The 17,209-nt window shown below is 35.9% G+C and carries 18 protein-coding genes and 3 pseudogenes; 15 read left to right on the top strand and 6 right to left on the bottom strand.

All coding sequences use genetic code 11. The annotated features are described in order from the left end of the window. Nucleotides 1-31 precede the first annotated feature (31 nt). The gene (locus JFU23_RS19590) at nt 32-628 is read right to left on the bottom strand and encodes a hypothetical protein (protein WP_002087481.1); all 597 of its coding nucleotides are present in this window, start codon (nt 626-628) and stop codon (nt 32-34) included. A gap of 231 nt (nt 629-859) precedes the next feature. Here JFU23_RS19590 and JFU23_RS19595 point away from each other — a divergent pair, with 231 nt between their 5' ends. Both JFU23_RS19595 and spoVR read left to right on the top strand, forming a co-directional pair. After that, nucleotides 860-1,420, top strand: a complete 561-nt coding sequence (locus JFU23_RS19595) for a nitroreductase family protein (RefSeq protein WP_002125380.1) — start codon at nt 860-862, stop codon at nt 1,418-1,420. A 117-nt stretch (nt 1,421-1,537) separates the two neighbouring features. Next, complete coding sequence (gene spoVR / locus JFU23_RS19600; RefSeq protein ID WP_002029894.1) at nt 1,538-2,953, top strand: stage V sporulation protein SpoVR; 1,416 nt, start codon at nt 1,538-1,540, stop codon at nt 2,951-2,953. 63 nt (nt 2,954-3,016) lie between these two features. Here spoVR and JFU23_RS19605 read toward each other — a convergent pair whose 3' ends face one another. From JFU23_RS19605 to JFU23_RS19615, 3 genes are all read right to left on the bottom strand, one after another. Next, nucleotides 3,017-3,898 (bottom strand): IS3 family transposase, encoded by an 882-nt coding sequence (locus tag JFU23_RS19605; RefSeq protein ID WP_201031949.1) that lies wholly within the window; start codon nt 3,896-3,898, stop codon nt 3,017-3,019. An 8-nt stretch (nt 3,899-3,906) separates the two neighbouring features. Further along, a complete protein-coding gene (locus JFU23_RS19610) occupies nt 3,907-4,203 on the bottom strand; it encodes a transposase (protein ID WP_201031948.1) in 297 nt (98 codons plus the stop codon). A 113-nt stretch (nt 4,204-4,316) separates the two neighbouring features. Next, nucleotides 4,317-4,790 (bottom strand): MarR family winged helix-turn-helix transcriptional regulator, encoded by a 474-nt coding sequence (locus JFU23_RS19615; RefSeq protein WP_201032507.1) that lies wholly within the window; start codon nt 4,788-4,790, stop codon nt 4,317-4,319. A 103-nt stretch (nt 4,791-4,893) separates the two neighbouring features. Between JFU23_RS19615 and JFU23_RS19620 the strand changes: the two genes are divergently transcribed. The 9 genes from JFU23_RS19620 (at nt 4,894) to JFU23_RS19660 (ending at nt 10,556) form a co-directional block, all read left to right on the top strand. Further along, nucleotides 4,894-5,478, top strand: coding sequence for a DUF3238 domain-containing protein (locus tag JFU23_RS19620; protein ID WP_201032508.1), 585 nt, complete (start codon nt 4,894-4,896; stop codon nt 5,476-5,478). A gap of 135 nt (nt 5,479-5,613) precedes the next feature. Continuing rightward, entirely contained in the window at nt 5,614-6,198 is a 585-nt protein-coding gene (locus tag JFU23_RS19625; RefSeq protein ID WP_201032509.1) for a DUF3238 domain-containing protein, read from the top strand. A gap of 245 nt (nt 6,199-6,443) precedes the next feature. Further along, nucleotides 6,444-6,707 (top strand): metal-sensitive transcriptional regulator, encoded by a 264-nt coding sequence (locus tag JFU23_RS19630; RefSeq protein WP_000456201.1) that lies wholly within the window; start codon nt 6,444-6,446, stop codon nt 6,705-6,707. A gap of 88 nt (nt 6,708-6,795) precedes the next feature. After that, complete coding sequence (locus JFU23_RS19635; RefSeq protein WP_201032510.1) at nt 6,796-7,356, top strand: sulfurtransferase TusA family protein; 561 nt, start codon at nt 6,796-6,798, stop codon at nt 7,354-7,356. A gap of 38 nt (nt 7,357-7,394) precedes the next feature. Continuing rightward, nucleotides 7,395-8,531, top strand: a complete 1,137-nt coding sequence (locus JFU23_RS19640) for an MBL fold metallo-hydrolase (protein WP_201032511.1) — start codon at nt 7,395-7,397, stop codon at nt 8,529-8,531. Between the two features lie 21 nt (nt 8,532-8,552). Beyond that, the gene (locus tag JFU23_RS19645) at nt 8,553-8,783 is read left to right on the top strand and encodes a sulfurtransferase TusA family protein (RefSeq protein WP_002125390.1); all 231 of its coding nucleotides are present in this window, start codon (nt 8,553-8,555) and stop codon (nt 8,781-8,783) included. 38 nt (nt 8,784-8,821) lie between these two features. Then, entirely contained in the window at nt 8,822-9,181 is a 360-nt protein-coding gene (locus tag JFU23_RS19650; protein ID WP_201032512.1) for a rhodanese-like domain-containing protein, read from the top strand. Nucleotides 9,182-9,269: 88 nt separating this feature from the next. After that, entirely contained in the window at nt 9,270-9,749 is a 480-nt protein-coding gene (locus JFU23_RS19655) for a DsrE/DsrF/DrsH-like family protein (RefSeq protein ID WP_016093281.1), read from the top strand. Nucleotides 9,750-9,782: 33 nt separating this feature from the next. Then, the gene (locus JFU23_RS19660; protein ID WP_002029911.1) at nt 9,783-10,556 is read left to right on the top strand and encodes a sulfite exporter TauE/SafE family protein; all 774 of its coding nucleotides are present in this window, start codon (nt 9,783-9,785) and stop codon (nt 10,554-10,556) included. A 33-nt stretch (nt 10,557-10,589) separates the two neighbouring features. Here JFU23_RS19660 and JFU23_RS19665 read toward each other — a convergent pair whose 3' ends face one another. Further along, nucleotides 10,590-11,030, bottom strand: coding sequence for a hypothetical protein (locus JFU23_RS19665; protein ID WP_002029912.1), 441 nt, complete (start codon nt 11,028-11,030; stop codon nt 10,590-10,592). A 148-nt stretch (nt 11,031-11,178) separates the two neighbouring features. Further along, nucleotides 11,179-12,381, bottom strand: a complete 1,203-nt coding sequence (locus JFU23_RS19670; protein ID WP_201032513.1) for an LCP family protein — start codon at nt 12,379-12,381, stop codon at nt 11,179-11,181. Nucleotides 12,382-12,695: 314 nt separating this feature from the next. Here JFU23_RS19670 and JFU23_RS19675 point away from each other — a divergent pair. The 4 genes and pseudogenes from JFU23_RS19675 to JFU23_RS19690 form a co-directional block, all read left to right on the top strand. After that, nucleotides 12,696-13,496 (top strand): annotated as a pseudogene (locus tag JFU23_RS19675) (YhdH/YhfP family quinone oxidoreductase); the annotation flags it as partial. 641 nt (nt 13,497-14,137) lie between these two features. Then, nucleotides 14,138-15,268 (top strand): RNA-guided endonuclease InsQ/TnpB family protein, encoded by a 1,131-nt coding sequence (locus JFU23_RS19680; protein WP_201032514.1) that lies wholly within the window; start codon nt 14,138-14,140, stop codon nt 15,266-15,268. Between the two features lie 143 nt (nt 15,269-15,411). After that, nucleotides 15,412-15,609, top strand: a pseudogene (locus tag JFU23_RS19685) (oxidoreductase); the annotation flags it as partial. Nucleotides 15,610-15,739: 130 nt separating this feature from the next. Beyond that, nucleotides 15,740-17,201 (top strand): annotated as a pseudogene (locus tag JFU23_RS19690) (IS1182 family transposase). Nucleotides 17,202-17,209 lie beyond the last annotated feature (8 nt).

Raw genomic sequence — 17,209 nt, forward strand, 5'->3', positions numbered from 1 at the left:
GAGTATTGAATATCTCTTCCTTTTTGACAGGCTAATTTGTTTTCTTTTCTTTAATAGACTTCACTAATTTAATCATTTCTGCCCGTATATCTTCTTTTTTAACATTTAATTTTTCCGCAATTTGTTTAATATCCATCCCATCTTTTTTCATTTTTAGTACATCGTCAAGAGGGGTATTACTTTTTTGAGAGATGATTGTTAACACGGTAAGTTGGCGTAAGCCGATGTTATATTCTTTCATTTTTTGTTTCAGTCCATCTGGTGTGGACTTTTGCATATTTGCTAATTTTTGCAGTAGTGCTTTTTTCGTTTCTTTATTCATATGATGCTTTTTCAATTTACTTGGGTCTACACCGAAATGCTCGGCTGTTTTCTCCCAAGATTTATTTTGCTTATAGTAAGCTAAAACGTCCTTAATTTCTTTTTTACTTATTCTTGCAATGTGGGCAGCTTTCCAAATTTCATGTTTATTATAGCCGAGTTTTTCGAGCGACTGCATTTCTTCTTCTGAAATAGGCTTATGATGGTGCATTGTTACTTCTTTTGGCGTGGCAGCGGAAGCAGGAAAGACAGATATCCCGCACAATAATGCTGCCATAGTCATACTTACTGCGATTTTCTTGTACATATAAACTCCTCCTAGATGGGTAATGTGGAAAACTTACACATATCATTTCCATAAAATGTGAAAAACTTGTGAACAAGTTAAGTTTTTTTATTCACAGTATAAAAAGAAGTTTTTCATGGTTTTCCAACATAAAACATTGATTAATAGTGAAAAACTAGGTTATAATCGAAATTGAAAATCAATATCAATGACGGATTTATACATATAGATAAAAATAAGGGAGAGAAAAATATGACTACATATACTTCCATCGCAAACGTTATTAAAGAAAGACGTTCTGTTCGTACATTTACAAATAAAGCAGTAGAAAAAGAGCTATTAATTGAACTATTGAACGACGCAACATGGGCACCGAATCATAAACACCGTGAACCATGGAATTGTAAATTATACATTGGAGAAGGCCGTCAGAAATTAGTAGACGCAGTACTAAACTCTTTCACAGAAGAAGAAAGAGCAAAACGCGGCAAAACTTTATCTGATCGTTTCTTAAGCACACCTGCACAAATCGTTGTTTACATTAATGAAGATCCGCGTCAAATTCAACGTGACGAAGATTACGCTGCAACATGTGCATTTATGCAAAACTTCCAATTACTTGCCTGGGAACGCGGATTAGGCTGCGTTTGGAAATCAGGTGGATTAAACTACAATCCACTATTTATAGAAGGAATTGGTTTAACAAGAGGTCAACGCATCATTGGAATTCTTCATATCGGCTATTTCGATAAAGCACCAGAAGGAAAAGCTCGTACACCGATTACGGAGAAGATGGAGATCATTGAAGGTTAATTAGAAAGAGGCATTCTCGTTTTTTAAGAGGGTGTCTTTTTATTATGCAATCAATCCTCATGAAAGCTTGTTCCTCATCATACACTTTCTTAAGGGAAAGTGTAAGGAGGGAAAATAATGAGAGCAAGTGATGATAAAGCACTACAATATGCGATTGCTGAAATTACGGAAATTGCGACTGGATTTGGTCTTGATTTTTATCCGATGCGCTATGAAGTATGTCCAGCGGAAATTATCTATACATTTGGTGCATATGGGATGCCGACGAGGTTTTCGCATTGGAGTTTTGGAAAGCAATTTTTCAGAATGAAATTACAATACGATTTAGGACTTAGTAAAATTTATGAACTCGTTATTAACTCTAATCCATGTTACGCCTTTTTATTAGATACGAATTCTTTAATTCAAAATAAATTAATCGTGGCGCACGTTTTAGCACATTGTGATTTCTTCAAAAATAATATTCGTTTTTCTAATACGAAACGCGATATGGTTGAGAGTATGGCAGCGACAGCAGATCGTGTGAAGGCGTATGAACATAAGTATGGAAGAGAAGAGGTAGAAACATTTTTAGATGCCGTACTTGCCATTCAAGAACATATTGATCCATCGCTTATGCGTCCGAAACTTGCATGGAGTATTGAAGATTTAGAAGAGGATGTAGAAAAGAAAAAGATATCACAGTACGATGATTTATGGAATTTAGATGATCGAAACAAAAAGAGAGAACGACCTAATATGCATAAAAAGAAGAAAATCCCACCGCAGCCAGAAAAAGATTTACTCCTCTTTATTGAAGAATATAGCCGTGAGCTAGAAGAGTGGCAGCGCGACATATTAACGATGATGCGTGAAGAAATGTTATACTTCTGGCCACAGCTTGAAACGAAGATTATGAATGAAGGTTGGGCTTCCTTCTGGCATCAACGCATACTTCGTGAAATGGACTTAACATCTGGTGAAGCAATTGAATTTGCGAAATTAAATGCAGGTGTCGTACAGCCATCAAAAACAAGTATTAATCCATACTACCTCGGTATTAAAATGTTCGAAGATATTGAAGAGCGCTATAACAACCCGACAGAAGAAATGAAACGACGCGGTGTGAAACCTGGTTCTGGTCGTGACAAAATCTTTGAAGTAAGGGAAATTGAATGGGATGTATCGTTCCTAAGAAACTATTTAAATAAAAAACTTGTAATGAGAGAAGATATGTACTTATTCCAGCGCCAAGGAAAAGAATATAAAGTAATTGATAAAGAATGGGAGCATGTACGCGATCAACTCGTAAATATGCGTACAAATGGAGGTTTCCCGTACTTAGTAGTAGAAGATGGAGACTACTTAAAGAATGGGGAATTGTACATTAAACATAGCTATGAAGGAATTGAGTTAGATTTAAAATACTTAGAAAAAGTATTACCGTATCTTCATCAGCTATGGGGAAGAACAGTGCATATGGAATCGATTGTGGAGAGTAAGGGCGTTGTGTTTTCTTATGATGGGAAAATGGTGCATCGGAAGTATGTGTGATGAAAAGAACGGACATAGAAATGCAGTGACCCCTGTCAAGTAGACAGTATTAAAAAAGCGCAACTAAGCAACCTGAGTTCTATATTTATATGGACTCAGGTTATTTAATTTCTTTTGAAATCTTTGATGATTATAAAAGTACATATATTTACGCACGGCAAGTTTGACCTCATTCGCTTTATGGAAGGAGTGTAAATGAAAACACTCTGCCTTAAAGTGACTGAAGAAGTTTTCCATACAAGCATTATCCCAACAGTTGCCTCTTCGAGACATACTTGCCTTCATCTGATATTTTTTAAGTAATTGATTATATTGACGAGATGTATACTGGGACCCTTGATCACTATGTAAGAGGATTCCCTTCACATTTCGTTTTTTCTTTGCCTTTTTAAGTGTATCTAACACAAGTTTTAAGTCGTTTCTACGACTGGTTTCATAGGCAACAATTTCATTATTGTATAAATCCTTAATAGCGGATAAGTACAAGCGCTGTCCATTGAAAATCAAATAGGTAATATCGGTTACCCATTTCTCATTCGGTTTTGAAGCTTGAAACTCCCTATTTAGATGGTTCTCTGAAATCACATAAGCTTCTTTTTTTCCGTAATAAGGTCGTTTTTTCCTAATTACGGCTTTGATACCTAGTTCACTCATCAATCTTTGGATGCGTTTATGATTCAAATGAAGGTTATATGTGGCTTTCAGCCAAACTTGTATTCTTCTATATCCATAAATTCCTCTTAATTTTTTATGACACTTCAATATCTTTTTCTTAATTTCGATATCCTCTGATTGTTTTTTTGAAGGCGTCGTATGCCGTTTTATCCATTTGTAGTACCCACTTCTGGTTACACCAGCAATATCGCATAGAATGGTCACTGTATAACCTGTTTTTGTCATTTCATGGATGACTTCGAATTTTTTTATTTTGGATACGACTTTCATTCCTCCTTTTACATCCCTAAGAGCTTTTTTAACATTTCATTTTCCGCTTCTAATCGTCTGATCTTAGCTTCAGGATCTTCGGGTCTAACCCTTGGTCTACCTAAACCTGGTCCTTTCGCTTTACCGCGTTTTTCTTCTAGTCCTTTGATTCCTTCAGCTTCAAAGTGTTTCACCCAACGACTTACAACCGAGTGATGAATACCTAATTCTTTCGCAATGGTTTTATAGCTCATGCCTTCTATTAAGTATAAATCTATAGCTTGTTTCTTAAATTCTACATCGTAAGTGACTCTAATTTTTCCCATGAAAAAATCCCCTCCATAGTAAACAGGTTAATGTGCTTTCTTTTTCCTGTCTACTATAAGGGGATCATATCAAAATGCTATGTCCGTTCTTTTTTATTATATGGAGTTTTTGTTTACCAAACAGGTCGTATGCTCGATGATAATTTTCCTGTATTTTCTTTAGTAACGAATGTTGTTAAATCCTCTTTAAGCATTTGCATTCGTTCTGCACCTATGTTTGCAATCCATCGTTGTTCTATTTCAGCTACTATTTCTTCTTTTGCTTTCATTACTGCTAAACCACGCTCGGTTAAAACAATAATTTTACCTCTTTTATCAGTAGGATGCGTTTGGCGCGTGACATAACCACTGTTCTCAAGAGAATCTACCATTTTACTTATGGCTTGTTTTGAAACCCCTAAATATTCAGCTAGTTCTATACCGGTTGCTCCATTAGGAAGGATGCGTTTGAACATAAAACCATGCGCTGGCCTAATATCTTCAAATCCCAATTCACTTAATTTGTCATGTAGTTCAGTAATTAATGTGCTGAAGGATAATGATAAAAGTGAAGTGAGATCTAATTCGTTAAATGTTTGATGCTCCATGTATATAACCTCCTTACTTATAGTCAATCAAATTGACTATATAATAGTGATAGAACAAATAATGATTTATCTAAATAAAATCAATGAATTATGGAGGTTTCACATGGTTAATATCGTTAAAATTAGAGGGAGTGTATTTGCACCGTATGCTTCGCTGAAACCTATTCAGGATCCTGCGACGGGAAGAGTGTTTGAATATGCCGGAGATGCACGGGAGTTTACACCGTGCGCTGTGAACACAAAGCGTTCAAGATTAGAACAAGAAGTGAATATTGATTTTTATAAAAGAGAGATTTTCACATATGCAGATGCTTGTATCGTCACTGTGAAAATTACAAATCCAGATGGCTCAATTGAGTATCAAAAAGGAGAAACAAGTACAGAAAACATTGCATGTACAAATATTGTATGGAGTGAAGATGAAGTTTCATTTGAAATGAGAGCAAGTGCAAGTAATCCGTTAAACGCGGCAGCACCTGCAGCTGATTATTTTTTGACTATACGAGTTAATGAAAGTGGTACTGTGCATGTTGAAGGTTTACATGATGGTTTTCCTTGCTATGAATTTTATAAACAAATCGACTTTGGTTCATTTGAATTAATATATACAAATGATTTCAGAGAAACCGGTGATACCCCAGCAGCACTAGCTGGAGAAATGGAATATAGCTTTAAAACGACAATCTAGATATAAATATAGCGCTATTTTTAAGAAGGAAGTAGCTAATGCAAAAGAGAACGCTATTGATTATGGGAGCGAAATTGTGGTCTGTTTTACTCAATATTATGCAGTATCTAAAATAAAATTATAGAGGTGTTTCTTATGACTAATATCGTTAAAATTAGAGCCAGTGTATTTATTCCAGTGTCTTGGACGGAACCGAGTAAGGATGTACAAACAGGAAGAGTAATCCAATTCGAAGGTGATTCACGTGAATTTACACCACATGCGGTAAATACTATGCGCTCTAGAGTTGAGCAAGAGGTAGTAGTGGACTTTTATAAAGAAGAAGTGTTTTCATATGCAAACACGGGTATTACGACAGAGAAGATTACAAATCCAGATGGTTCTGTGAATAAAAGAACAGGAAAAGCGAGTACTGAAAATATTGTGTGTACGGATATTTCATGGAATTCTGATGGTGTGCAATTTAAAATGAGTGCAAGCGCTAGTAATCCGTTAAATGTGTATGCCCCTCCTGTGGACTATTTATTAACTGTATGTGTGAACAAGGATAGTAGTATCGATATTCAAGGAGAACATGATGGATTCCCTTGTTTCGAATTTTATAAGCAAGTAGATTTCGGTTCATTTGAACAAATTTATACACATGATTTTAGAGAAACTGGTGATACACCTGAAGCGTTAGGTGGAGAAATGGATTATAGTTTTACAAAGAGATTATAGGAAGTATGATAATAAAACGGTTGATTCTTTCGTTCGTTCGTAAATGGAATGAATTAATTGGACTATCCAGCAGTGTAGTTGAGCAATGCAAAAGCCAATAAAGTTAGTGGCTTTTGCATTTTTATTATACTCTAAGAGGTTTCAAAAAAACAAACAACTTTACAATATACCCTTAAGGGTATATGATATTATACAAAGTTACAAAGTAATGTATAATATAGTTATAATTACGGAGGTGATCTACAGTGGAATATAATCAAGATATGAAAAATAGATTGAAACGTATTGAAGGTCAAGTGCGTGGTGTGCTTCGCATGATGGAAGAGGGAAAAGATTGCCGAGATGTTATTACACAGTTAACTGCATCCCGTTCTGCACTTGATCGTACAATTGGACTCGTTGTTGGAACAAATTTAGAGCAATGTTTGCGCGAGCAGTTTGAAACAGGTAATGGTTCAAATGAAGAGTTAATTAAAGAAGCCGTTCAATTACTTGTAAAAAGCCGATAATCTGTCAAACATATGTGTTGACAGATTTTCAAAAACATTTTATTATACCCCTACAGGTATATGTATTCTGATTAGGGAGGAAATGATTATGAGTATAAAAGTTGATATGAATTTAGACTGTAAAGGCTTGGCTTGTCCGATGCCAATTGTGAAGACAAAAAAGGCGATGGAAGGATTGGCATCAGGACAAGTTATTGAAATAGAGGCGACGGATAAAGGATCGACGTTAGATATACAAAGTTGGTCAAATAAAGTAGGGCATCAATATATTGGAACGAAACAAGAGGGAGATATATTAAAGCATTATGTACGAAAAGCCCATGAACATGAAGTAAATGAAGTTGTGAAGTATCCTCATACAATTACGAATGGGGAATTGCAAAATAAATTATTAAGTGGTGAAGAGTGCACTGTATTAGATGTTCGTGAAGAAGCGGAATTCGTCTTTGGTCATATTCCATCCGCAATTTCGGTGCCGTTAGGTGAATTAGATAGTGCTATGTTAGACAGTGCGAAACCAATTTATGTTGTTTGCCGAACTGGTAACCGTAGTGATGTAGCTTGCCAAGTGTTGAAAGAGAGAGGTTTTTCAAACGTGAAAAATGTTATTCCAGGTATGTTAGAGTGGCAAGGAAATATAGAAAAATAAAATTTTTTAAATATAAATATACCCCAGGGGGTAATTGAATGAGTGTTAAACTGTTACAAGCAAAAGATGTCGCAGAGAAAGTTTTATTCGGAGAATTGTTTATTTTAGATGTTCGTAATGAAACGGACTATGAAGATTGGAAAATTGAAGGGAAACAAGTTTCTTCTATAAATAAACCGTATTTTGACTTATTAGATGGTGTAGATCATATTGTAGATGAATTGCCGAGGGAGAAAGAAATTTTAGTCGTATGTGCGAAAGAAGGTTCTTCGCAGTTTGTCGCAGAGCAATTGTTACATGCCGGATTCAATGATGTTTATTATTTAGCTGGTGGTATGAAAGTTTGGAGTGAATATGTAAAGCCGTTAAAAGTAGGAGATGTACAGGGCGGAGGAAGTGTATATCAATTTAACCGTCTTGGAAAAGGCTGTTTATCTTATATGATCGTCTCAAACGGTGAAGCAGCAGTTATTGATGCAGTCAGAACGGTTGAAGCATATGAATATTTTGCGGAAGAGCATGGCGTTACTATTACGAATGTCATGGATACACATTTACATGCAGACCATATTTCTGGAGGATGTAGGTTAGCTGAAAAAGTAGGTGGTACGTATTGGTTACCTCCAAAAGATGCGGAGGAAGTCGTTTTCTCATATAAACCGCTTGTTGAAGGATCTGTTATTACGGTGGGGGGTACCAAAATTGAAATTGATGCATTATACTCACCGGGGCATACGATTGGAAGTACATCATTTATTGTAGATGATTCCTATTTATTATCAGGTGATATTTTATTTGTAGATTCAATTGGCCGTCCAGATCTTGCTGGGAAGGCTGAAGATTGGGTGAGTGATTTACGAAATACGTTATATAAACTTTATAAGGAACTGTCTCAAGATTTAATTGTTTTACCGGCTCATTATTCAAAAATAAGTGAAATGGACGACAGAGGCATTGTGAATGCGCATTTACAAGATTTATTTAAGGAGAATGTAGGGTTAAATATTGTTGATGAGGGAGAGTTTCGTAAAACTGTGACAGAGAACTTACCGCCTCAGCCGAATGCTTATGAAGAAATTCGTCAAACGAATATGGGTAAGATTTATCCGAGTGTGGAAGAAGAGCGTGAAATGGAGATTGGCCCAAATCGTTGTGCAGTTCATGATTCATTATAAAATAACAAACTGGAGGAATAGATGATGAATGTAAAACAAGTATTAGATGCCAAAGGTTTAGCATGTCCAATGCCGATTGTAAGAACGAAGAGAGCGATGGATGCTTTACAAACTGGAGAAGTATTAGAAGTACATGTAACAGATAAAGGATCAGTAAAAGATATTCCAGCATGGTCAAAAACAGGCGGTCATGAAATAGTAAAGCATAATATAGAGGACGATGTACTGAAGTTTTGGATTAAGAAGGCGTAGTGAAGAACTAGTTTTGTAAAGGCGGAGAGGTTGGTTATATGAATACAATATTAAGTACGCCTTTCATTGTACTTGCTGCATGGTTTGTTATTTCGCGTTTTTTACCGGTGAAAGGTGTTCAAAATATAAATGGAAAAGAATTAAAGAGTATAGTGGGAAAACAGGGAAAACAATTTGTCGATGTTCGTACAGTAGGTGAATATAGAGGAAATCATATGAAGGGATTTCAGAATATCCCACTAAATGAGTTAGCTAGTAAAGTAAATCAGTTAGATAAAAATAAGGAAGTGATTGTTATTTGTCAGAGCGGGATGAGAAGTAAGCAAGCAGCAAAAGTATTAAAAAAATTAGGGTTTCAGCGCATTATAAATGTTTCAGGCGGTATGAACGCTTTGTAAGGGGAAAGTAGTATCAGGTGTAGCTAGATAATTTGAGCCATTTCACAATTTTTAAAATACCCCCATAGGTAATTAGGAGGATAACAACATGGAACAACAGAAGAAAACGACGATTGTTTTATTTAGTGGAGATTATGATAAGGCGATGGCAGCTTATATTATTGCAAATGGTGCAGCGGCGTACGATCATGAGGTGACTATTTTTCATACTTTCTGGGGTTTAAATGCCCTTAGGAAAGATGAGCATGTGAAAGTAAAGAAAACGTTTATAGAGAAAGTGTTTGGAAAAATGATGCCGCGCGGCGCTGATAAGATGGGATTATCAAAAATGAATTTTGCTGGTATGGGGCCAAAGATGATTAAAGGCATTATGAAGAAGCATAATGCGATGCCTTTGCCAGATTTAATTGATATGGCGAAAGAACAGGGAGTTAAACTTGTAGCTTGTCAAATGACAGTAGATTTATTAGGGTTAAAAGAGGAAGAGATTATGGAAGGGGTAGAGTTTGCAGGAGTAGGTGCATATTTAGCAGATGCTTCGGATGGGAATGTGAATTTATTTATTTAAATCACCTTCTTTTTAGAAGGCAGGGGATACAATATGAGTTTAACAGTACTACTTTTTATTATTGGTTTTATAGGATCATTTATTTCAGGAATGGTTGGTATTGGCGGTGCAATTATTAATTATCCGATGATCTTATACATTCCAGTATTGCTAGGATTTGCTGGATATACATCACATGAAGTAAGTGGTATTACAGCGATTCAAGTATTCTTTGCAACTTTTGCAGGCGCGTGGGCGTATAGGAAAAGTAACGATATGGATAAAACTTTAGTTGTGTATATGGGAGCTAGTATATTAATAGGAAGCTTTGTAGGTAGCTTTAGTGCGAATCTATTAAATGAGCATGCTGTAAACGTTGTTTACACATTACTAGCTACTATTGCGGCTATTATGATGTTTATACCGAAGCGAAGCAATCGTAAGGGGACAGAAGGAATTACGTACAATAAGTGGCTCGCTAGTTTGCTAGCGTTTATTGTAGGAAGTGTTTCCGGCATTATTGGGGCTGGTGGTGCGTTTCTTTTAGTCCCGATTATGCTAGTTGTTTTAAAACTACCGATACGTACGACAATAGCCACATCTATCGCTATTACTTTTATTTCCTCGATAGGAATTACTACTGGGAAAGTGATTACTGGACAAATAGTTGTTATTCCGGCTCTTATCGTTGCGATAGCAAGTTTATTTGCCGCTCCGCTTGGGGTGAGAGTAGGGAAGAGAGTGAATCAAAAAGTTTTGCAATACGTATTGTCTACTTTAATTGTAGGAACTGCGATAAAGATGTGGGTTGATATGATATCGAAATAAAAAGATGGTGCTCTTGTAGCACCATCTTTTTATTTACGCCCAAATAACTTTCATTAAGTTCTTATATTCATCGTTTGCCAGTTTATATAGCATTCTCGTATGTTCAAAGACAAGTGCGGGATTAAAGTTTGGTTCTGAGAATGCAAGAGATGTTGAAATATCAATTGCATTTTGTTTGTTTAGCGTGAATTTTGCAAATCGATAAGATGTGTTTAATTCATTGATGACATGTAAAATATCATTTGTTGATGTTGAATCAGGTACAAGAGCAACATTGAAGCAGTATATATCCACAGCAGGATGTTCGCTTTGGAAAGCAGCGATAAGCTGAATTTTTGCGCCAGCTTCTGTTTCTAATCCTACTGAAAAATGTACCGAACCATCATTTTCATCTATATTTTCTTCCATGTATATATCGTTTGATTTTAAGTACTCTTTAAAATCTGAAATGTTATGTTTTACTGCAGCTTTCATATGTGTGAGCCCCCTGGTAATTGGAATAGATTACTATTATTTATTATAATTTAAAAATATTAAAAAAGATAGTTGGAAAGTTCTGATTTTTTGTTTTGGAAGCATTAAAAAGAAGCAGTGCTCTACCTCCATAGAGCACTGCTTCACTTTATTCATTGTTATTAGACGATGTTTCTGTATCTTCACTGTTATTCTTATTTTGAGTTTCATCGTTACTTGATTCGCGTTCACTCGTATTTTTAGACGTAGATTCTTTTGTTTTCTCTGAGCTTGTTTTTTTCGAATCAGAATCAGATTTTGTATAGGCAGGTAGTCCAAGGTGACTACGAAGTTCGTTTGTAACATTAGCTAATTCTTTTTTATCTGGATTGTAGTAGTAAGTTCGACCACCACCAGCTGACTTACTACATGTATCATCACCTTTTGCCATGTAACAATCTTCACCTTCAATTTGTAATTTCTCAATTGAAGAATCTGCTCCATATTTATAGAATGAAAGCATATCGTCGAATGTTAAGTTTGTAACGAATTGTCCGTTAATATCATCAATGATGTTACCAACTTTTGTTACGGATCCAATGCTTGTTAGTTTCTTTAAAATGGCTTCGATAACGAGTTGCTGACGTTGACCACGCATCGCATCACTATCAACGTGTCGTGTTCTAGCAAGAGCAAGAGCTTCTTCACTATTTAACTTTTGAACACCTTTTTTCAGGTGAATTGCATCGGCGTTATCATTACTATCTTGTTCAGTAAATTCAACTGGTACATCAACTTCAATGCCACCTAAATCATCAACGATTTTCATGAATGATTTAAAGTTAAATTTTACAAAGTAATCGACAGGAACATTCATTAATTTTTCAACTGCATCAATACTTGCTTGTGGTCCACCATCTTTTCCGTTTTTGGTAGCACCGAATGCATGAGCGTGTGTAATTTTATCTTTTTTCTTTTCTACTGGAATATAAGTATACGTGTCTCGTGGAATACTTAATAGTTTTACAGTTTTGCTATCTTTATTAAACGTTGCAAGTAATAGTGCATCCGTTCTTATAGCTTCACCATATTCTTTCCCACGGACATCGCTTTCATCAACACCCATTATTAAGACAGAGACGTTATTTGTAATAGGTTTTACAGCTTTATCACGTAAATCAGATTTATCACCGCGCGCTAAATCGTGAGCGGCATTTCGAACAGCAGAAGATGCTTTATTTACTAAAAACCAAGTATAACCGCCACCTATTATTAAAACTAATAGAATAACGCTTATAATAATTTTTGTTTTTTTCTTACTTTTTTTCGGTTTAGTTCGTGTATTTTCTTGCAAAGATGGGTTTTGCTCCATTTCTTGTACTCCTTCATTTGAATTGAAATACGACACTCATATCCACTTATTATAATGAAATTTAGCGAAAAAAAACATTACAAATCATTTACATTTCGTAAAAATTCAATTTATTTATAAAAAGTCAGATTTTCTATATTTTATTTTTAAGATATAGAACAAGTATAATGTGTTTTAGTAGAAATGAAAATATGTATTGTGAGAAAGTGATAGAGAAGTAAGATTTGTTGAAATATAGCCAATAAGATGTGATTAGCTGTATGTGTATTTCTTATATAATAAAGAAAGATTTTACGGATGAAGGAGAGAGCATAATGAATCATACATCATTCCGAGCAATTGTCGTGAACGAAAAAGAAAATAATCAATTTGAAAGAAAGCTTGTTGAGAGAGAAGTCAATAGTTTACCTGAAGGAGACGTATTAATACTTGTTTATTATTCTTCATTAAATTATAAAGATGCCCTTTCAGCTACGGGTAATAAAGGTGTAACGAGAACATATCCTCATACACCAGGTATCGATGCAGCGGGAGAGGTAGTTAGTAGTGAAAATAACGCCTTTCAGGAAGGCGATCAAGTTATGGTAACTGGATATGATTTAGGTATGAATACTTCTGGTGGTTTCGGAGAATATATTCGCGTGCCATCATCTTGGGTTGTTCCTTTACCGAAAGAAATGTCTTTGAAGGAAAGTATGATGTACGGGACAGCCGGTTTTACAGCTGCCTTATCGGTATATAAGCTCATTAGAGCGGGAATTACGCCTAGTATGGGAGATGTTTTAGTAACGGGTGCTACGGGCGGAGTAGGCAGTGCAGCAGTTAGCATTTTAGCGAAGCTAGGATATGACGTAGTAGGATCAACTGGGAAAAAGGAAGAGAAAGAGATGCTGCTACGTTTAGGTGCAAAAAAGATGATTCATCGTGCGGAGTTGAGTGATGAATCAGGAAGACCGATGCTTAAAGGAATATACGCTGGGGTTGTCGATACCGTAGGCGGAAGCATGTTAGAAAGTTCTTTAAAGGTAGTTAAGTATGGAGGCTGTGTAACAACGTGTGGTAACGTAGCAGGGCATGAATTAAATACAACTGTATACCCATTCATATTACGAGGGTAACTAACTGTTACGATTTATTTAACCAATTATAACTAAAGTTAATTAAATATATCAGTAAGCCCTGCTAGTCAAGTGATTGGCTAGTAGTGAGGGGTAACTGCGGGCAATCCCTAAAGCTGATTGAACTACAGCGTGGCTAGAAATAGCGAGCGCGAATGTCGCGAAAGCAGAAAAAATCAATCAGATCGTGCAAGGTTAAATCCTAAACACTAGAACAATGGGTCTTCCGCCTCGAATCATCTAAGTCAAAATGGATAAGATGAACGTTCAACGACTATCTCGTATAACTGACGAGAGTACATCACAAGCCTATGGTGGTGGAAAAATCCTCTATCTCTAAGTAGATAAACATATAGTCTGCGCTCATGTGAAAACATGAGAAGTTCATAAGAGAACTGGCTAAGGAATTGCGCCCTTAGTTGAACAAGATAAATTTTATTGAATCTATCAAACTTCATTGAAAATATAGAACGTATGTGCTATTTTTGGTTCAATGAGGTGAGAATCATAATGAAATTTTCACGAGTTAGTCAAGTATCAGAATTAACAGGTTTGCATCCGAGTAGTCTAAGGAGAATGCTGGTGGAACACGCTACTATTCAGAAGAACAAATCTTTCATTAAAGGAGTTAAATTCTGATGATATTGGCGAAGAAAGTCAGACTGATTCCAACGCCTGAACAAGAAAAAGTGCTTAGAAACCATGCTGGAGCTGCAAGATTTGCTTATAACTATTGTAAAAGAATGAGTGATAGATACTATAAGCTATTTGGAAAATCTGTTTCACAGTTAGCTTTACAGAAACGATTTACAAAGATCAAGAAGCGAAAGCAATATGAGTGGTTAAAAAATATCAACGCACAAGTTCCCAAACAGGCTTCAAAAGATTTTGACAAGGCGCGAAAAAATTCGTTCGAAAAGTACCAAAATGGTTATCACACTTCTTATAAATCCAAAAAAGATTTAATCCAAGGATTTTATGCCAATTATGAAAGACTGATTATAGGAAAGAAAGTAGTTCATATTCAGTCTATTGGAGAAGTGAAAACAAGCCAACAACTACCAAGAAACAAAAAGCCATCCAATCCAAGAGTTACATTTGATGGTCGTCACTGGTGGATTAGTGTAGGGTTCCAAGAAGACTTTGAATTACAAGAGCTAACCAATGAGTCGATTGGTGTGGATGTTGGTTTAAAAGAGCTGTTTGTGGCTTCTAATGGTATGAAAGAACGAAATATAAATAAAGATGCTAAGGTTAAAAAACTTTTGAAAAGGAAAAAGTCAGCGCAAAGAGATATGTCTAGGAGATTTAAAAAAGGTGTAAAAATTCAATCTGCCGGATATGAAAAAGCTAAAGCGGAGCACCTGCGGTTATCTAGGAAAATTACGAATATCCGAAATAACCATATCCATCAAGCAACAGCAAAATTGGTGAAAACCAAACCAATGAAAATTGTTGTGGAAGACTTACCTATCTCAAACCTGTTAAAAAACAAAAAACTATCGAAAGCATTTTCATTTCAAAAATTAAACTTCTTCTTTCAATGTTTGTCATACAAGTGTGAGAAATATGGCATCGAGTATGTAAAAGCTGATAAATGGTTCGCCTCAAGCAAGATTTGCTCATGTTGCGGAGTAAAATACGACCATTCAGTTCAACCAGAAGGACAGTGGAGTTTAAAAATACGTGAGTGGTGTTGTGTTGGGTGCAATAGCCATCACGATAGGGATGTAAATGCTTCGATAAATTTATCAAGATGGGTAAAATAAATGCTTGATAATAGGAGGTAACGATACTGCCTCGTGTGGAGTGTTATACCCCTCGTCCCTTCGGGGTTGCGAGAACACGATGAAGCACTAACTTGTGTAAATTTGATTGAATTGTATAGATTTAGTTAAGTTTATCGTATCGGATTAGCCTTTTAGGAATAGATTCAGTTCAATGTCCAGTAGATGTGAGAAGAGAAGTGTGGGCATTGCTAGCAGGTGAGTGGAAAAATTCAGAGCTATTATCTTATACAGAAGAATGTACATTAAAAGAATTAGATGAGAAGTTTGTACTTATACTGCAAGGAAAGTTAAAAGGAAGAACGGTTGTAAAGATGAAATGAAAAAAGAGACGCTTAAATTAGCGTCTCTTTCCCAGGCTGTGGAGAAAGCCTTCTCCACAGCCTATTTTTGTGTCTGAACCTCTTTTTATGTGTCAACACTGATAAAAAAGAGGAAAAGGAGAGATTTCTTATGATGGGTGCTTTAAAAAATCATCGCGACGAGCGTGTATCTGTTTCTGTAGAAGAATTGGTTCCACAAGATCATTTCCTTCGTGCGATTGAAGCGACAATTAGTTTTGATTTTATTGAGGAGAAGTTACGCCCTTATTATTGTGAAAACAATGGCCGTCCGTCAATCCATCCTATCGTTTTATTTAAGATGATGTTTATTGGATATTTTTATGGTATTCGTTCTGAGCGTCAATTGGAAAAGGAGATTAAAACGAACATTGCCTACCGTTGGTTTTTAGGGTTCTCTCTATCAGATACAATTCCAGATCATTCTACAATCAGTTGGAATCGCCGTACTCGTTTCGTTCATACAAATATTTTCGAAGAAATTTTTGATGAGATTGTGAGACAAGCGACGGAGCGCCGTATGGTAGGAGGACGTGCGTTGATGACAGATTCCACACACATTAAGGCCAATGCCAATAAAAATAAATTTGTACATAAATATAAAAAAGAAAAGGCAAAGTTCTATATAGATGAACTAGAAGCTGCGGTAATCGAAGATCGTGAGGCGCACGGAAAAAAGAATTAAAACCTAGAAAGGAAAGTGATACCCCTACTAAAAAACTCGGATAAGTACAACGGATCCAGATAGTGGATTTTTAATGAGAGATGGAAAACCGAACGGTTTTCATTTTTTAGATCATCGTACGACTGATGCGAAGTACAATATTATTACAGATACCTATATAACGGCTGGAAATATGGCAGATTCCGAGCCGTATTTAGCACGTCTACAAGCTCAAGTTGATAAATTCGGGTTTGAAGTGGAAGCTGTAGCTCTTGATGCAGGCTATTTTACAGGATATATCTGTAAGAAGTTATCAGAAAGAAATATATTTATGGTGATGGGGTATCGCCGATTTGGAAAGAGAAATAAAGAAGTACCGAAAAGCCAATTTAAATATGTAGAAGAAATGAATGCATTTGCTTGTCCGATGGGATGTATTTTAGAATATGCGACAACGGATCGCGAAGGATATCGTCAATATAAATCGAATCCAGAAGACTGCGCTGTTTGTCCGCTACGTGAGGTATGCTTTTCAAAGAAACAAAAACAAAAAGTTATCACCCATCATATATGGGAGAAATATAAAGATATCGCTAGAAAAAACAAACTAACAGCTACAGGGAAAAAGTTGTATAAAGTACGATGTTCAACTATAGAGCGAAGCTTTGCGGATGCAAAAGAACTACATGGCTATCGATATGCTCGGTTTCGAGGGCTGAAATCTGTCCAAATGCAGGCTTACCTCACCGCCGCTTGTCAAAACATGAAAAAAATAGCCCTCCATCTAACCAAAAAGGGGTTGGTGGAGGGCTATTTTTCTAAATTCTACTATTTTTTGTTGTTTTCTTTCGCTAAAATCAAAAAAGATTCCAGAGTGTTGGGAACCCTAAAGGGTTTCCCAACACTCTGAAAAAGAGA

This window comes from Bacillus sp. TH50, from assembly GCF_016650565.1.
Taxonomy (GTDB): domain Bacteria; phylum Bacillota; class Bacilli; order Bacillales; family Bacillaceae_G; genus Bacillus_A; species Bacillus_A mycoides.

What these genes read in the sequence shown, in the direction of transcription:
- JFU23_RS19590 (WP_002087481.1), bottom strand. Translation starts at nt 628, where the DNA reads ATGTACAAGAAAATCGCAGTAAGTATGACTATGGCAGCATTATTGTGC.
- JFU23_RS19595 (WP_002125380.1), top strand. Translation starts at nt 860, where the DNA reads ATGACTACATATACTTCCATCGCAAACGTTATTAAAGAAAGACGTTCT.
- spoVR (WP_002029894.1), top strand. Translation starts at nt 1,538, where the DNA reads ATGAGAGCAAGTGATGATAAAGCACTACAATATGCGATTGCTGAAATT.
- JFU23_RS19605 (WP_201031949.1), bottom strand. Translation starts at nt 3,898, where the DNA reads ATGAAAGTCGTATCCAAAATAAAAAAATTCGAAGTCATCCATGAAATG.
- JFU23_RS19610 (WP_201031948.1), bottom strand. Translation starts at nt 4,203, where the DNA reads ATGGGAAAAATTAGAGTCACTTACGATGTAGAATTTAAGAAACAAGCT.
- JFU23_RS19615 (WP_201032507.1), bottom strand. Translation starts at nt 4,790, where the DNA reads ATGGAGCATCAAACATTTAACGAATTAGATCTCACTTCACTTTTATCA.
- JFU23_RS19620 (WP_201032508.1), top strand. Translation starts at nt 4,894, where the DNA reads ATGGTTAATATCGTTAAAATTAGAGGGAGTGTATTTGCACCGTATGCT.
- JFU23_RS19625 (WP_201032509.1), top strand. Translation starts at nt 5,614, where the DNA reads ATGACTAATATCGTTAAAATTAGAGCCAGTGTATTTATTCCAGTGTCT.
- JFU23_RS19635 (WP_201032510.1), top strand. Translation starts at nt 6,796, where the DNA reads ATGAGTATAAAAGTTGATATGAATTTAGACTGTAAAGGCTTGGCTTGT.
- JFU23_RS19640 (WP_201032511.1), top strand. Translation starts at nt 7,395, where the DNA reads ATGAGTGTTAAACTGTTACAAGCAAAAGATGTCGCAGAGAAAGTTTTA.
- JFU23_RS19645 (WP_002125390.1), top strand. Translation starts at nt 8,553, where the DNA reads ATGATGAATGTAAAACAAGTATTAGATGCCAAAGGTTTAGCATGTCCA.
- JFU23_RS19650 (WP_201032512.1), top strand. Translation starts at nt 8,822, where the DNA reads ATGAATACAATATTAAGTACGCCTTTCATTGTACTTGCTGCATGGTTT.
- JFU23_RS19655 (WP_016093281.1), top strand. Translation starts at nt 9,270, where the DNA reads ATGGAACAACAGAAGAAAACGACGATTGTTTTATTTAGTGGAGATTAT.
- JFU23_RS19660 (WP_002029911.1), top strand. Translation starts at nt 9,783, where the DNA reads ATGAGTTTAACAGTACTACTTTTTATTATTGGTTTTATAGGATCATTT.
- JFU23_RS19665 (WP_002029912.1), bottom strand. Translation starts at nt 11,030, where the DNA reads ATGAAAGCTGCAGTAAAACATAACATTTCAGATTTTAAAGAGTACTTA.
- JFU23_RS19670 (WP_201032513.1), bottom strand. Translation starts at nt 12,381, where the DNA reads ATGGAGCAAAACCCATCTTTGCAAGAAAATACACGAACTAAACCGAAA.
- JFU23_RS19680 (WP_201032514.1), top strand. Translation starts at nt 14,138, where the DNA reads ATGATATTGGCGAAGAAAGTCAGACTGATTCCAACGCCTGAACAAGAA.